The 16,573-nt window shown below is 40.0% G+C and carries 10 protein-coding genes and 1 tRNA gene; 9 read left to right on the forward strand and 2 right to left on the reverse strand.

The features are described from left to right. Positions 1 to 6,573 (reverse strand): choice-of-anchor L domain-containing protein (locus GSF09_RS03165; RefSeq protein ID WP_159799490.1); only part of this gene is annotated, 6,573 nt, incomplete at its 3' end. A 445-nt stretch (positions 6,574 to 7,018) separates the two neighbouring features. Here GSF09_RS03165 and GSF09_RS03170 point away from each other — a divergent pair. The 8 genes from GSF09_RS03170 (at position 7,019) to GSF09_RS03205 (ending at position 12,788) form a co-directional block, all read left to right on the forward strand. Beyond that, positions 7,019 to 7,339 carry a hypothetical protein gene (locus GSF09_RS03170; protein WP_159799491.1) on the forward strand — a complete coding sequence of 107 codons (321 nt, stop codon included), beginning with the start codon at positions 7,019 to 7,021 and terminating at the stop codon, positions 7,337 to 7,339. Between the two features lie 131 nt (positions 7,340 to 7,470). Continuing rightward, positions 7,471 to 7,544 (forward strand) — tRNA-Ile (locus GSF09_RS03175). Positions 7,545 to 7,634: 90 nt separating this feature from the next. Beyond that, on the forward strand, positions 7,635 to 8,036 hold the full coding sequence (mce, locus tag GSF09_RS03180; protein WP_159799492.1) for a methylmalonyl-CoA epimerase: 402 nt from the start codon (positions 7,635 to 7,637) through the stop codon (positions 8,034 to 8,036). A 27-nt stretch (positions 8,037 to 8,063) separates the two neighbouring features. Continuing rightward, entirely contained in the window at positions 8,064 to 8,456 is a 393-nt protein-coding gene (rbfA, locus tag GSF09_RS03185) for a 30S ribosome-binding factor RbfA (RefSeq protein ID WP_159799493.1), read from the forward strand. Position 8,457: 1 nt separating this feature from the next. After that, positions 8,458 to 9,660, forward strand: coding sequence for an ABC transporter permease (locus tag GSF09_RS03190; protein WP_159799494.1), 1,203 nt, complete (start codon positions 8,458 to 8,460; stop codon positions 9,658 to 9,660). 163 nt (positions 9,661 to 9,823) lie between these two features. After that, the gene (locus GSF09_RS03195) at positions 9,824 to 11,248 is read left to right on the forward strand and encodes an MATE family efflux transporter (protein WP_159799498.1); all 1,425 of its coding nucleotides are present in this window, start codon (positions 9,824 to 9,826) and stop codon (positions 11,246 to 11,248) included. A 79-nt stretch (positions 11,249 to 11,327) separates the two neighbouring features. Continuing rightward, entirely contained in the window at positions 11,328 to 11,777 is a 450-nt protein-coding gene (locus GSF09_RS03200; protein WP_159799495.1) for a T9SS type A sorting domain-containing protein, read from the forward strand. Between the two features lie 3 nt (positions 11,778 to 11,780). After that, positions 11,781 to 12,788, forward strand: coding sequence for a hypothetical protein (locus GSF09_RS03205; protein WP_159799496.1), 1,008 nt, complete (start codon positions 11,781 to 11,783; stop codon positions 12,786 to 12,788). A 35-nt stretch (positions 12,789 to 12,823) separates the two neighbouring features. On the opposite strand, the gene dusB is transcribed toward GSF09_RS03205, so the two are convergent. Further along, positions 12,824 to 13,816: a tRNA dihydrouridine synthase DusB gene (gene dusB / locus GSF09_RS03210; RefSeq protein ID WP_159799499.1), complete on the reverse strand. Its 993-nt coding sequence runs from the start codon at positions 13,814 to 13,816 to the stop codon at positions 12,824 to 12,826. 212 nt (positions 13,817 to 14,028) lie between these two features. Between dusB and GSF09_RS03215 the strand changes: the two genes are divergently transcribed. Continuing rightward, positions 14,029 to 16,374, forward strand: coding sequence for a T9SS sorting signal type C domain-containing protein (locus GSF09_RS03215; RefSeq protein ID WP_159799497.1), 2,346 nt, complete (start codon positions 14,029 to 14,031; stop codon positions 16,372 to 16,374). The last annotated feature ends 199 nt before the right edge of the window (positions 16,375 to 16,573 follow it).

Consider the following 16,573-nt stretch of genomic DNA (forward strand, 5'->3'; position numbering starts at 1 on the left):
GTAGGTTTTGCCGTCCTGGTCATTGCCCGGGTCCTCATCACACAGTATCATCGGGTCAAGGTCAGGAAGCTGAGGCGAAGGAATTACAGTTAAAGTAATACTGTAGCCTTGTGTCCTTACACAGCCTGTAGTATTTTCTACCCTTATATATAAAGGCTGTATAAAAGGTGTAGGGTTTGAATAATTGGCAGTATTGGTTATTGCATCGACTCCATCTTCGGCATTTTCAGCAGTTTCATGGAAAGTAATAACCACACCTGTACTGCTGCCCCTGATTATATCAGCAATATCATCAAGATTAAAAGTACCGTTTCCGTTTCCATCAGCATCACAAACAGTAACATCATCAGGCGTAAGTGCATTAATATTAATTTGTGGCAATGGTTCCACACGGATATCCATTAAAACTATACGGAAACAACCCGTATCCTCATCTGTTACCTTTGCAAACAATGTTTGAACGGTGGACTGGTTTTGATAGGTACCAGGATTTGTTACACCCGGGCCACCTGCCAGAGCATCCGCATTTGAATTATAAAAAGTAACCGAAACGCCGTCTGCTCCACCGGTTATCTCTGCAATTTTAGAATTAAGGTCAAAAATTTCGCGCTCATCTCCGGGATTATTTTTATCGCAAAGCGTATATGGAGCTATTGCATTTGCTACAGGCAGCGGATTTACAATCAGTTCAAGTTCCACAACATCAAAACAGTTAGTGTTGGTGTTGGTAACCCTGATATATACAGAAGCTCCTGTGCTACTGTAGTTGCTAAGCCCTGTTATTAATCCAACACCGGTACCAGCCAGTGCATTTACTTCAGTATCATAAAAAGTTACTGTATGAACAGTAGGGTTAAGCGTGCCCAATACTTCCGATTCTACATCGGTAAGATCAAAAATCCCGAATGTATCACTATCATCATCACAAACCTTTAAAGGTTGCGGTTCAACAGCATTTGGTATATCATTTACAGATATCTGTAACGGCACCGTATCATAACAGTCTGTTGCCAGAGAAGACTGTACCCTTATATATAAAGTCTGCGTATAGCTGTTTGTGTTTAAGTAAGCGCCAGTATTGGTTATGGCATCATGCCCAAAAACGGCATCATCCTGGGTTTCGTGAACAGTGGCAATAACATTTGCCTGCCCGTTTACAGCCTGGTTCATAGCAGGAAGCAGGTTAAACACACCCTGGCCCGACTGGCCACACACCGCTATAGGGCTTGGCGCAGCAGCAACAGGCTTGCTCACTATGGTAACTATAAAACTATCTTCATCTGTACAGTTTGGTGTAGTATTGGTTTCACCATATACATATATAGTTTGAGAGGTAGTAATGATAGTCCCCGCAGGCAACTGTGTACCGGAGCCATTTGGCGCTGTAAAATAATTACCTACCGAAAGCACAGGCAGTTCATAACTTTCGCAGGCATATAAATCATTAAAATTACCTACATCTATTGAGTTTACAGTAACCGTGTAACTATGCTCATCAAAGCATACACCGGCAGGGTCTGAAGCTGCATATATATACAGCGTCTGAGTATTTGTTATAACATCACCTGCATTTAGCATTGTCCCACCTCCATTTGGAGCCGTATAGTAATTACCTACCGATAATGCAGGAAGCGTATAGCTATCACAAACTGAAAAATCAGTAAGTGTATCATCCACAACCGGGGTTGGGTATATCGTTACAAGGAATGGGTTTTCATCGTTACACTGCAACCTTCCGCTAAGTTCTGCGTAAACATAGATTGTTTGTGTAGCTGTAATCACATCGCCCGGATTAAGCAAAACCTGCCCAGGCACAGAAGGCCCTCCTGACAGAGTATAATAATCACCTACCGAAAGTGCTGGAAGCACATAACTGTCGCACCTTGTAACATCGGCAGGAGCATCGGCGGTAATTGACAATATCTCTATTTCGAAACTGCTCTCACTTTTACAGTCAGGATTTGTTGCAGATTCGGCATAGATGTACATCATCATAGAACTTGTAATAACATCACCTGGGAAATAGGCTACCTGCCCCGGAGTACTTGGCCCTCCCGGAAGTGCATAATAGTTACCCACCAATAGGGCATCAAGTGTATGGCTGTCACATTTTGTTACTTTAGACCTTGCATCTACCATAGGGGTAACATGTACTGTTACATTAAAGCTTTCTTCAGCAGTACAGTTTGGTATAGTACCCGTTTGGGCAAAAACGTAAACTGTCTGTGTGCTTGTTACCAAATCACCTGCATTAAGCAAAGTACCTGTACCTGCAGGGCCGGTATAATAATTACCTACAGGTAGCGGCGGAAGCGCATAAAAATCGCAAACAGTTTGAGACTGTAGCGGCGTTATTACCGGAGTATTATTTATAGTTACCCTGAACTTGTTATTATCAGTACAGTTTGGTACTGTGGCCAGTGGCACATACACATATATATCCTGCGAAGTGGTAATAACATCACCCGGCATTAATTGTGTACCTGTAGCTGCAGGGCCTGTATAATACTGCCCCACCGGAAGCTGCGGAAGTGTATAACTGTCGCACTCTGTAACATCTGTAGGCGGTGCAGGGTTTATAAATACAGTAAACATACTTTCTGCAGGGCAGTTGGGAACGCCTCCTGTTTCAGCATAAATGTAAATATCCTGCGTAGTGCTTATTACCTGCCCGGCAAATAATTGTGTACCTGTACCGCCCGGCCCGGTATAATAGCTGCCATTTGTTAATGGCTGTAAGGTATAATTACCGCACGAGCCAACATTGTTCAACTGGTCAACAAGCGGATCGGGCTTTATAGTTACCGTAAAACTTTCCTCATCCGAACAAACAGGTGTTGTATTGGTTGCCGCATAAATATAAATTGTCTGGTCTGAAGTTATCATATCGCCTGCCGAAAGCATAGTGCCGCCACCCTGTGTAGCCGTGTAGTAGTTTCCGGAAGCAAGCGGGGGCAATTCAAAGCCGTCACATACCAATTGATCGGGAATATCGTTTACATTAACATCTTCAATTGTAATATCAAAACTATCTTCTGCAATACAGTTAAGCGATCCCGGTATTGTTTTATATACATAAAGGGTCTGCGAAGTAAAAATAACTGTTCCCGCAGGCACTAAATTACCACCACCACCGGGTGCATCATAATAATCTCCATTGGTTAAAGCAGGCAATGTATAGCTTGTACAGGCCAAAACATCTTCTACATTGTCTACTACAAGGGTAGGCAGTACTGTAATATCAAAACTTTCGTTATCTGTACAGTTTGCACCAGTTGTAACGGGAATATAAGTATAAAGGGTTTGGCTGGTTGTTATAATTGTGCCTGCATTAATCTGCGTCCCTCCGCCTGCCGGTTGGGTATAATACATCCCACCCTGTGGCAAAGCAGGCAGCAGGTATCCGCCACATGAGCTTACATCGGCAGGGGCAATATTACCATCTGTAATAGTTACGGAAAGTGTCCTTTGCCTTGAGCATGTACCGTTTGCAGCATATATACGTATATTTTGACTTGAGTTTATTACTGTTCCCGGTGGAAGCATTGTACCGGTACCGTTAGGGCCTGTATAATAATCTCCTACCGGAAGCGCTGGCAAAGTATAACTGCCACACGCAACCACAGCAGCTGGCGCAGGAATAACAGGTGTTTGTGTTACGGTAACATCAAAACTTGTTTCCGCATTACATATAGGGTCTGTGCTTGATATATAAATATATATAGTGCGATCTGTAGTAATTGGCGTGCCCGGAGCAAGCTGTGTACCTGTTCCACCGGCTGCTGTATAATAATTACCAAACTGTAGCGAAGGTAATATGTACTCATCGCACACACTTTGGTCGCCGGGGCTTAGGGCATCAACATCTATAATAGTAATTGTGAATGACCTCGTCCTTGTACAGCCTTCCGGAGATGTTGCTATTGCAAACACTGTCCGGCTTGTAGTTATAACTGTTCCTGCAGGTAAAAGTGTACCGCCAGAGGCCGCAGTATAATAGTTTGCATTTGCCGGTAAATTATTTGGCAAGGTATAGCTTGTACATGCGGTTACAGGAAGTATGCCGGGCAGTTCAGGACGCGGATTTATTGTTATAAGAAAACTATCCTCATCAAAGCATGAAGCGTCAACCGGGCTTACCGCATAAATATATATAGTTTGTGTTGTAGTTATTGCAGTGCCTGCGGAAAGTTGTGTACCTGTACCACCAGAGCCTGTATAATAATTACCCACTGAAAGTGCCGGCAGTGTATAGCTTCCGCAAGTTACCACATCTGCCCTGTTAGGTACGTTTACCATACTAACAGTAACTGTAAAGCTGCTTTCTGCCACACAGGCAGGATTACTAGGGTTACTTATGTATATGTATAATGTTTGAGTAGTATTTATAACATCTCCGGCAGCAAGCTGGGTTCCTGTACCGCCCGGCGCCGTATAATAGTTTTGTCCGTTCGGTAGTGTTGGGAGTGTATAAGGGCCACATGAAAAAGTATCTCCCGGATCGCTAACCACGGGTGTACTTGTTATAGTAACCGTAAAACTGTTATTTTGTGTACATGTTGCAGCAGCCGGTATATAAAAATATATTGTCTGGTTGGAAGTAATTACAGTTCCTGCCGGAATTTCACCACCTGTGCCGCCCGGCCCATTGTAATAAAACTGTCCACTTGGTAATGCAGGCAGCGTATAGTTTTCACAAGCCACAACATCGGCAGGTGCAGTTGCAGAAGTTATAATATCTACATTAAAACTTTTTTGGTTAGCGCAGGTACCGTTATCCTCATATATATATATAGTTTGTGAAGATGTTACTGCATCTCCCGCCGATAACATGGTGCCATTACCCCCGGTTTGTGTATAGTAGTTTCCATTGGCAAGTGCAGGAAGCGTATAGCTGTTACATTCCAGCACATCGGCAGGCTGTGGTAAAACCGGCAAAGGATTTACTATAAGCTCAAATGATGTTATAGAATAACAATCAGTATCAAAATTTTTATGAACCCTTACATATATAGTCTGGTTTGTACCTGTGTAGCTTTCAGGAGTATCTATGAAATCTCCGTTTAGCTGAGCTTCGGTAAGCGATGTAAAATACAGTATAGTATTTTCATTTACAGGTTGAGAACCTAAAACAGTAGCATTTTGGCTGGCAAGATCAAAAACTGCCGTACCCAAGCCTTCGCCACTTTCGCACAAGGTCATGTTACCCGGCTGGTTGGCATCAGGCGCAGGGCTGGTGAGTAACTGAAAAGAAATTACTGCTACACAGCTACTATTAAAGCTTTTAACCCTTGCCCATATTGTTTCGTTGCCGGGGCCTGTATAAGAAGTTGGCAAGTCTGAAAGGCCAATCTCCGCATCGGACTGCGATGAGTGGTACGTTACCTGAGTGGCTGGGTTTAGCCCCTGTTTGATAACAGGCGTATTAAGCGAAAGGTCATACTGATATGTACCTGACGGATCCTGGCATGCATATAAATTATTTGGAATTCCAGGCACAATAGGCTGCGCATATTCCACTTTTATTGACTGTGTTGTAACACACCCGCCATTACGTGTTATTGTAACCTGATATATACCCGGCTGCCCAACTGTTATTGAAGCCCCGCCCGGAATAGGGTTTGTGTCACGTGTCCATGAAAAAGAATATTCAGGCCCTGTAAGTTCGGTGTCAAGTAAAATGGTTTCTCCATTACATAATGCAGTACCATTGGCAACCGTAAGGTCTTCGCCAAAAACATTTTGCCCTATATTTAAACTGCCTTCAGGAAAAAATACTGCTGAATCATAGGTTCCATCAGTACCAGTAGTCCTGCCATCATCTGCAATAACAATTTTTATCCTGTACTGATGGTTAGGCACAAGCGCACCTGAAGCATTCATAAGCACAGTGCGCCCTTCAAAATTAGTTGGTGCTGTTGCTGCAGCACCTCCACCGTCAAAAGAATCGAAAAACTGGATATTTTCAGCACTACAGGCCGAATTATATAAATCGTTGCGGATATTACCTACCGTTACAGGAAGCGTTGTTAAGGGAATTACAGCCATATTTTGGTATGGGCTACCCGCCGTTAAATCCTGAAGCAGGAAAACAAATCCGTCATTAGATTCGCACTGCCATGCGCCGTATTCCTCAGAAGCAAAAAGAAAATCAACTGAAAAATTATCTGTAGCCGCTATAAAGTCAAATTGCAGATAAGTCGCATTTTTTGATTGTATATTGATAAAAGTTTCTAAATCAGCATCGCCTCCCCATGCAGGAGATGAAAAGCTCATTTCAGAATTATTAGGCCCCTGGGCTGCAAGAACATTACCTGTAGAAAGTAAAATTCCGCTTGTTATTGGAAAATCCGGATTGGTATTCTGAAAGTATGAAATACCATTGCCATTAGCATAACCTGCATTAGTACCGGTATAGCTCGAAATATTTGAAATTTGAGCCAGGCAAGAATTTTTAACCAGCACATCCCTTACTAACTGATTGGTAGAATAAGCATTAGGACTTACAGTAACACCTTGTGAATAACCCCCTATTGTTATAAACAAGGTTAAAAAAAGTAAAATTTTCTTCATAAATTTTCCAACTAAATATATCTTTTATCGCCTATAATTTAAAGCGTTATATATCAACCAATTAAATTGGGCGCAAATATAAACTTAAAAGTCAAATTATTATTATACCTCAAAAATTATTTAGCTCCCCAAGCCATAAATTAAGACCACGAAATTTGCATTTTAAAACAAAAGAAAACTGATTTTCTTATTAACTTTTGATTAATTTTTCCATTCATACATTAATAGTCTGTAATATAGGCAAAAAATCATTGCCAAACCAAAACAAGCGCTAAAAGAAAAACCCTACTAATACTGGCAATATTTAACTATACGTTAATTTTTGATAACAAGAATTTATTTACCTTTTTATATATTTGTGCCACTATTCAAACCCACAAAACCCCATAAAAGTTAATTTATTACTGCTTTTTATTAAATTTTAATTTTTTAAAAAAAGTAATACATGGCACCTACTATTGAAAACAAAATCGCTTTCCAGTATAACATACTGAAAAGGACTGTTAACCTGATAACACGTAAAAGGAAAAACATAAAAATGTTTTACGTAAATTGTAATAATGGAGATGATATTATAACAATAAATTATAGGTTTAAAAATGCTATTTTTTATAAAGTTGGGGATAAAATAACCACTCAAAACAGTGTAGAAATACCTAAAAATAAGCCTGCACAAAACGTAAAACTAACTGTTTACGGACTTTTAAGAAAAAAAACCTATAAACTTGAATTAAAAAAAGATGATATTTATATAAAAAGTTATTAAACAAGTTAAACACACACCCTTATCGTCCTGTGTTTAAACATAGTATCAGCCATTTATAATTAAATAAAAATTTTACTGAAATTTTATTTGTTCCAAAACAAAATTAGTAGTAATATTGCAACCTCAAAACTGGTCCTATAGCTCAGTTGGTTAGAGCACCTGACTCATAATCAGGTGGTCCCTGGTTCGAGCCCAGGTGGGACCACAAACTTAAATCAAAGCCTTACATAATGTAAGGCTTTTTTATTTTCAGCAGGCATAATACAAATTGCTATCTTTGAAAAAATTTCCATATATGCGTAAAATAGAACATATAGGTATTGCCGTTAAAGATATAACTGCCAGTAATCTGCTGTTTGAAAAGTTACTTGGCACAAGTGCTTATAAAACTGAAGAGGTGGAAAGTGAAGGGGTTAAAACTTCATTTTTTATGAATGGCCCTAATAAAATTGAGCTTCTTGAAGCCACAAATCCTGACAGCCCTATTGCTAAGTTTATAGAAAAAAAAGGAGAAGGCATTCACCATATTGCTTTTGATGTTGAAGACATTAGCAAAGAAACTGAACGGTTAAAAAACGAAGGCTTTACCATACTGAATGAAACACCAAAAAAAGGAGCCGACAACAAGCTTGTAGTATTCCTGCATCCTAAAAGCACCAATGAAGTATTGATTGAGCTTTGCCAGGAAATAAAATAACTCCAAAACTTTAAGTACTTTTGCAAGATGGAAACAAACAGGCAAAAAAAAATAGGTACACTGCTTCAAAAAGATCTGGTAGATATATTACAGGGGGAAGTGCGTAAAAATGGTATAGCAAACCTTATCATATCAATTTCAAAGGTTAATGTAACTTCAGATTTGTCTATTGCAAAAGTGTACCTCAGCGTTTTTCCTTCCGAAAAGTCAGGAGAGCTTTTAACCGCCATACGTTCAAACACGCCTCTTATTAAGCACGACCTGGCACAACGTGTAAGGCTGCAACTTCGAAAAGTTCCTAACCTTATTTTTTATATTGACGACAGCCTGGACAGGATTGAAAAGCTGGACGAGGAATTAAAAGGCACTAACAATCCTATTACAAATCCTGATTTACTGGATAAACGCAAGAAATCCTGAGGTGAATTTTCCTTTTTACATAGCAGGAAGATATACTATTAGCCGTAGTAAAAATACAGCCGTTAATATTATTACAGCTATTTCAGCTTTAGGTATAGTAGCCAGTACGGCAGCCCTTTTTATCATACTTTCAGCATTTGGGGGGCTAAAGGAATATACCGTTTCCTTTTCTAATGCCACCGACCCTGACCTTACTGTTGTACCCCAACTGGGTAAATCTTTTTTAATTTCTGCTGAACAGGAAAAACAACTTAAAAAAGTTGAAGGAATTTCGGAGTACAGTATGATTGCTGAAGAGCGGGTACTGTTTTATTTTGACGGAAAGGAACATGTTGCTTACTTAAAGGGTTCTGATAGCATTTTTACCAATGTAAGCGGTTTTAACAAGCAACTTATTGCGGGGCAATGGCTGGAGCCTGAAACTTCGCAATGTGTAGTTGGCCTCGGTACTACAGTCAAATTATCATTAGGGCTTTTTGATTTTAACCGCTCGCTGGAGGTTTATGTACCTAAACCCGGTAAAGGAGCTATTAATAAACCGGGAGACGCATTTAAAAAATCGGTATTAATACCGGTAGGTGTATATTCGGTTAATGATGAGATTGACAGTAAGTATGTTTTTTGCGACCTGGGCCTGGCGCAGGAGCTTTTGTTGTTTAAGCCAAATCAGGTTTCGGGGATAGAAATAAAATTAAAGGACGGTGCTTCAGAAAATGAGGTGCGGCAAAAGTTATCGGCAATATTCAATAACTCATTAAATGTAAAAAACAGGGCTCAGCTCAACGAATCGTTATACAGGATGCTGAATGCCGAAAACTTAGTTACCTATCTTTTTTGCTCTCTGGTTGTGGTAATGACGTTGTTTTGCCTTGCCGGTGCTTTAATTATGCTGATACTGGATAAAAAAGAAAATATAAAAACGCTTTTTAGCCTGGGTACACCCGTAACAAGCCTTCGTAATATATTTTTAAACCTCGGGCTTTTTATAACAGGAATAGGAACCATTACAGGAATTTTAATAGGCACTGCGGTTGTGTTGCTGCAAAAACATTTTAAACTGCTTATGCTTACTAATGAGCTTGCATATCCTGTCAGCTTCAGCTTTGTAAATATTGGCCTTGTATTGCTTACAATTTTTACACTGGGCTTTATCGTTTCCTACATTGCTGCAGCAAGGGTTAACAAAAAGCTTCTGGAAATTTAATACGTAAAATTATTTTCAATACTTTTTTCATATATATTTGCCTGCAAACTACTGCAGGACAATGAAGTTTTTTATCATCCCAATCCTTTAAGGGAAATTATACGCTTTTTTTATGGCATTACTCCTAATGCCGATTATCTATTATTATTTTATTGGAATATTTATGACACAGGAAATAAAAACCTTAAGTGCCTTCGGCCGCTTTTTTGAGTTATTGAAGCAGTCATTAAAAGGCGGGGATATAGATTTTACAAAGGGCAGTATCCGCAGGGCGGTGCTGCTTCTTGCCATACCCATGATGCTCGAAATGATGATGGAATCAGTATTTGCGCTGGTTGACCTGTATTTTGTAGGACACTTGGAAAACAGCAGCTTTGCAGTACAAACCGTTGGCCTTACAGAATCTGTATTAACCGTTATATACTCTATTGCTATTGGTATGAGTATGGCTGCAACGGCAGTAGTGGCAAGGCGCGTGGGGGAAAAAGACCCTGAAGCTGCTTCCAGGGCAGGAATGCAGGCCATTATTATAGCTGTGGCCATTACACTTGTTATTGCAGTTTTAGGCTTTGTTTATGCTACCGATATATTACTTATAATGGGCTCATCGCTTGAATCGGCTTTATACGGAACCGATTTTGTACGTATAATGATGGGCGGGAGTTTTGTTATTATGCTGTTATTCCTTTTTAACGGTATATTCCGTGGCGCGGGTAATGCCGCTATTGCCATGAAAAGCCTGTGGATAGCTAACCTGTGTAATATAATACTGTGCCCGGTATTTATTAACGGGTTTGGCCCCGTCCCTGCCATGGGCCTGACTGGTGCCGCCATTGCCACAACACTGGGCAGGGGCATTGGGGTTATATACCAGTTTTATAACCTGTTTAATGGTAAGGGAATTTTAAAAGTAGCCTTATCCTACTTTGTGCCTCAATGGGAGCAAATAAAAAGCCTTGTAAAAATAGCCGCTCCGGGAGTTATGCAGTTTGTTATAGCTTCCTGCAGCTGGATATTCCTGGCGCAACTGGTGGCAACTACGGGTGGCGATGAAGGCTCGGCAGGATACCAGAGTGCCCTGCGCATCATGATGTTTTTTATGCTGCCTGCCTGGGGGCTCAGTAATGCCGCAGCCACACTGGTTGGGCAAAATCTTGGCGCAAGGCAGGTTGAACGTGCCGAACGCTCGGTTTTTGTTACGGCTAAATTTAACGTGATATACATGGCTGCCATTATGGTAATAACCCTATTGGGTGCAGATTATATTATGGCCTTTTTTACCAATAATGCACATGTACATGAGATAGCTGTTAAAGCTATCATGATTTTAAGTTCAGCTTACATATTTTATGGCATAGGCATGGTTTTGATAAATGCTTTTAATGGTGCAGGAGATACCCGGACACCAACCTGGGTTAACTTATTTGGATTTTGGATTTTACAGATACCTTTGGCCTACCTCCTTGCAAAATATTTAAACATGGGGCCTACAGGTGTTTTCCTTGCCATACCTATTGCAGAAACTGTAATGGCAGTAATCAGTTTAATACTCTTTAAAAAAGGAAAATGGAAAAAAATCCAGGTTTAAACATTTGCAATAACTTAAATATGAATAATCATTTTATTTATATTAAAAATCTATATTTGCCGCATAAAATTATTAAATAATGTATAAATTAATTATTGTATTGCTTTTGCCGTTCTCTGCTTCATTTGCGCAAAGCATTGCAGGAGGCAATAATTCGGGCTCAATAGTTTCCGATAATTTTTCCAGTAGTGTAGGGGAAATATACGTAGTGCCAGCAAACCCGGATATGCAATCAAGCGGCACAACAGCAGTAGCTACACAAATAATATTTGAAGCATTAAGCACTGATGATTATATAGTTGCCGAAGGTGTAACCTATTACCCTAACCCCGTTAAGGATTACCTTACTTTTGAAGCCGGGAAGCAGATTGATCTTACCAATGCACAACTGCATGATGCAAAAGGCGCAAAGGTTAACTTTCCTGCTTTTAAAGAAAACAAGGTTGACCTTTCGTCATTAAGTGCCGGAATTTATTTTATGACATTTCCCGGCAGCAATATTAAACCCATTAAAATTGTAAAAAATTAATTTATGAAAAAACTATACTTTTTGTTACTGTTCATTACAGGTGCTGCTTTGGCACAAATACCACAGGGTTTTAGCTATCAGGCAGTAGCCCTTAATTCATCAGGGCAGCCTGTAATTTCCTCTCCAGTAAAAATACGCTTAAGCATTTTGGAAAACAGTGCCACAGGTACTGCAGCTTATGTAGAAACCCATAACCCAACTACAAACAACGTTGGGCTTTTTACCCTTACCATTGGGCAGGGAGCACCGGTAAGCGGTACTTTTTCGGGCATTAACTGGGCGCAAAACTCAAAATTCATTAAAGTGGAGATTGATGTAAACAATGGTGCTAATTATGTTACTGTCGGTTCATCACAGTTACTATCTGTACCTTATGCCATGTACGCAGGCGCAGTTGCAGGAATGGGGGCAGGCAACAACAGCAATATGTTTACACAGTTGTATATGTACGGCACATTTAATTCCTTTAATCCTGCTACAGCATTATTACTGTCAAGCAACGAAAATTATTTTAGGGGATATAAATATCTTACTGCAGGCACGCAGCTTAAGTTTATAACGGATATAAATTCAAATATAGCTTATGGAAACGGAGGAGGATATACACTCGCAGTAAATGGCAGCCCCTTCACTGTCAGTTCAAACAGCATCTATATAATTTATAGTTATTATGATTATGATGCCAATGTTAATTATGTTTCTATTCAATCTATTGCCCCAAAACTATATCCTTCTTTTGCAAATAGTTTACCTATGACATACAACGCAGCAACCAATACATTAAGTTGTATAGTTACTATCCCATCAACAGTTGAGCCTGAGTACCGTAATTTCATTTTTCTAATTGACAGCAATGGCTTTGGAGATGCTGCTTATGGCGATAACTTAGCTGATGGCACAATAGAAGCAGGAGGGCAGTCTATAAGCTTTCCGGGCACAGGTACTTTTTTAGTAACATTAAACCTTAATTTTACCGGAGACGGTAGCCCTTATACGATTACAGCTCAATAAAAATAAAAGCCTGCTTTACAGCAGGCTTTTTTTATTTATACAGGTTTATAATCTGCAAACTTTTCAAGTACCTCATCAAGTACGGCATATACATCCGCAGGATCGTCATGTGTTACCATACGCTGCCTGTATTCTTTAAAATGGGGTATGCCTTTAAAGTAATTGGTATAATGCCTGCGGGTTTCTACTACGCCTACCCGTTCGCCTTTCCATTCTATAGCCCATTTCAGGTGATTACGTGCCGCCTCTACCCTATCTTCAAGTGTAGGCATAGGCAGTAATTCGCCTGTTTTAAAATAATGTTTTATTTCATTAAATATCCAAGGATAGCCAATAGAGGCGCGACCAATCATAATACCATCCAGCCCATATTTATTTTTATACTCCAAAGCCTTTTGCGGGCTGTCAATATCACCATTACCAAATATAGGTATATGGATACGCGGGTTATTTTTTACACGGGCAATAGGGTTCCAGTCGGCATCGCCCTTATACATTTGTGCACGTGTGCGGCCATGTATGGTAAGTGCCTTAATGCCTACATCCTGCAGCCGTTCGGCAACCTCATCAATATTAATGGAATTTTCATCCCAGCCAAGGCGTGTCTTTACAGTTACGGGAAGATTAGTACTATTTACTACGGCTTTGGTAAGCCTTACCATAAGGTCTATATCCTTTAGCACTCCTGCCCCGGCGCCTTTACAAACTACTTTTTTAACAGGGCAGCCAAAGTTAATATCAACAAGGTCAGGATTTACCGTTTCAACTATACGGGCACTCATTGCCATAGCCTCTTCATCACCACCAAATATCTGTATGCCAACAGGGCGCTCATAATCAAAAATATCAAGCTTTTGCCTGCTTTTCATCGCGTCACGAATCAGACCTTCCGATGATATGAATTCACTAAACATCAGGTCGGCGCCATGCTCCTTGCATAACCTCCGGAAAGGCGGGTCGCTCACGTCCTCCATAGGAGCCAGTAAAAGCGGGAACTCCGGCAGCTCAATATTACCTATCTTAACCATCTCTTCCATTTGTGCAAAGTTACACTATTTTAGTTTTTAGTGAATGATGCCATTATTAATAAGGCTGTTTGCAGAAAACCCAGCAATTATGCAGTTTATCGACAAAATTGCGCGCTTCATTTTTAAAGCACTCATTATCAAATAACAATTCTTGAAAATTTTTATAAAAAAAATACAACCTTTATTACTTTTGTGGTACCAAAAATATCTATATGAAAATTTTTTACTCTTTTCATAGCGGGCTGCTATGCCTACTTTTTTGCACCACCTCTTTAATGGGGCAAAAAATAATAAGCCAGGATAATGCCTCAAATTATTCGTCAGGCGAATGGGTTAATGGTTCAAACAAAGGCTCGGGTTTTACTCCCTGGATAATGTGGACCCAAGGCAGTGGGTATGCCGGGCATTTTATATCCGGCAGCGTAGGTGATGGCTTTGGCGATGTTGATACCGGCGGGCAGGCATTTGGAATGTATGCCAATCCCAATTCAGGAAACCCGCAGGCTAACACTTTCCGGTACTTCAGGGGTACAGGTTCCGTTGCCGATCCCGGCGACGGAAGGTCTTACCTTTTACCGGGCCAGGTATTTTCCATAGAACTGGCAGTAGCCTACAGGAACGGCTATAAAGGGATAGATATTACTACTGATGACGGAAGCGTCCGTTTGGCAACATTTGCAGTTGATGGCAACACCTACAGGTTCGGCACTATTGATGATGGTACTTTTTATGATGTGGGCAGCACTTTTTCCTATAATCAGACATCTGTTTTTAAAGTAGAGGCATATCAGGTTACAGATAATACATACAGGGTAACTTTAACACGCGGCACTACCACTGTTGATACCGGTTTAAAAACAGGGCAGATAGGCGGCTTTAAAATTTATGAAAGCAGTACCGACAGCGGCAACGCGCTTAATAATATTTATTTTAACAAGCTTAAAATAGAGCGAAGATGCCCAACTGTAACTGTATGGAATGGTAATAACTGGAGCAATGGAACTCCTGACCTTACCAAGCAGGCCTATATAGAAGCTGACCTTGACATAACCGAAAGTTTAAATACCTGCACACTTTATGTAACGGGTACGGCACAGGTAACTGTTCAGGCAGGTATTAACCTTACTGTGGCAAATGAAGTTAATGTTGCTGATAGTGCAACCCTCATACTTGAGAATAATGCCAACCTTATTCAGATTGATAATGTTCAAAACACCGGAAACATAATAGTAAAAAGAAACAGTTCGGCAATAAAAAGGCTTGATTATACTGCCTGGGGCTCGCCCGTGGCAGGGCAGAATCTTTTTGGTTTTTCACCCAATACATTGCCCAACCGTTTTTACAGCTACAGCACCGAAACAAATTCCTACAGCCAGATACAGGGGCTTAGTGCAGAATCGACAACAGAATTTGAAATAGCAAAAGGCTACCTTATCCGTGTACCTAATACCCACCCTGAAACTCCCACTGTGTGGAGTGGTGAATTTACAGGAATCCCAAATAACGGAACTATAACCATACCCCTAGTTACTGCAAGCGAAACACAAAACCGGTATAACCTTATTGCCAATCCCTACCCCTCACCTATTAGCGTGGAAACCTTTATAGCCAGAAATAGTAGTGCCATTACAGGTGAACTGTGGTTTTGGCGTAAAACCAATAACCCGAACAGCTCAAGCTACTGCACAGTTACCACTGCAGGTTATGTAGGCAATGCTGACTTGGAGAATTTTGAAGATTATGATCCTAACGGTATTATACGCACAGGGCAGGGGTTTTTTGTAAAAACGTTATCTGCTTCGCCTGCAAATCTAATATTTAATAACAGTATGCGGGAACCTGATACTGCAAACCAGTTTTTCCGGGCTAGTACGCAGCAAACACTGCATAACCGCTATTGGCTGGCTGTTGCAAACGAAAATCAAATGTTTAACCAAATACTTGTAAATTATATGCCCAGGGCTACAAACGGCCTGGATTATGGTATTGACGGCAGGGCCATGACAGAAGGAAATGCAGCACTATATACTGTAATAAATGATACTAAATTAGCCATACAGGGCAGGGCTTTACCATTTGCCGAAACTGATGTTGTACCATTGGGCTTTAAAAGCGATACAGAGGGAAGTTTTACAATTTCACTTTATAAAGCCGAAGGCTTTTTTGCACACGAACAGGATATTTTATTAAAAGACAATGCAACTGGTGCGATACACAATCTTAAAGACAGTGATTATTCTTTTACAACAGCAGCAGGTATTTTTAACAGCCGTTTTGAAATTATCTATACCCAGCAATTACTTACTATTGATAACCCTAATAATACAAACAACACCATAACAGTATTTCAGCAGGGCAAGGCAATACATATTAATTCGGCTCTTAACCCTATAACAGAAGTCACAGTATATGATATAAATGGCCGTATGCTTTATTCTGCAAAGAATTTAAATGAAAATAATGTTGAAATTGAAAATTTATCTCTTGCCCGTCAAGTTGCTATTGTGCAAGTTAGAACCGTTGATAATGTGATATTTAAAAAAATTATTACACAATAAAATAGTGATTATAAGAAATCTCTATCATTCTATTATTAAATAAAATTGAGGTTTAAATTTTCAGTGTACTTTCTGTTATAGCTTTGCTTTATCAAAATAAGGTAATGCCCCCACAATACCAGATTAAGATATTCCCAAAAATACCTCTAAAAAATTACTACTCAAAAGCGCAGGCAGCCCCCAGCCCGCGCTTTTTTAT

This window comes from Flavobacterium sp. MK4S-17 (assembly GCF_009848495.1).
Taxonomy (GTDB): domain Bacteria; phylum Bacteroidota; class Bacteroidia; order Flavobacteriales; family Flavobacteriaceae; genus Flavobacterium.

Excerpts from the sequence above, each read along its gene's own strand:
- GSF09_RS03200 (WP_159799495.1), top strand. The coding sequence starts at position 11,328 with ATGTATAAATTAATTATTGTATTGCTTTTGCCGTTCTCTGCTTCATTT.
- rbfA (WP_159799493.1), top strand. The coding sequence starts at position 8,064 with ATGGAAACAAACAGGCAAAAAAAAATAGGTACACTGCTTCAAAAAGAT.
- GSF09_RS03205 (WP_159799496.1), top strand. The coding sequence starts at position 11,781 with ATGAAAAAACTATACTTTTTGTTACTGTTCATTACAGGTGCTGCTTTG.
- dusB (WP_159799499.1), bottom strand. The coding sequence starts at position 13,816 with ATGGTTAAGATAGGTAATATTGAGCTGCCGGAGTTCCCGCTTTTACTG.
- GSF09_RS03170 (WP_159799491.1), top strand. The coding sequence starts at position 7,019 with ATGGCACCTACTATTGAAAACAAAATCGCTTTCCAGTATAACATACTG.
- GSF09_RS03195 (WP_159799498.1), top strand. The coding sequence starts at position 9,824 with ATGACACAGGAAATAAAAACCTTAAGTGCCTTCGGCCGCTTTTTTGAG.
- mce (WP_159799492.1), top strand. The coding sequence starts at position 7,635 with ATGCGTAAAATAGAACATATAGGTATTGCCGTTAAAGATATAACTGCC.
- GSF09_RS03215 (WP_159799497.1), top strand. The coding sequence starts at position 14,029 with ATGAAAATTTTTTACTCTTTTCATAGCGGGCTGCTATGCCTACTTTTT.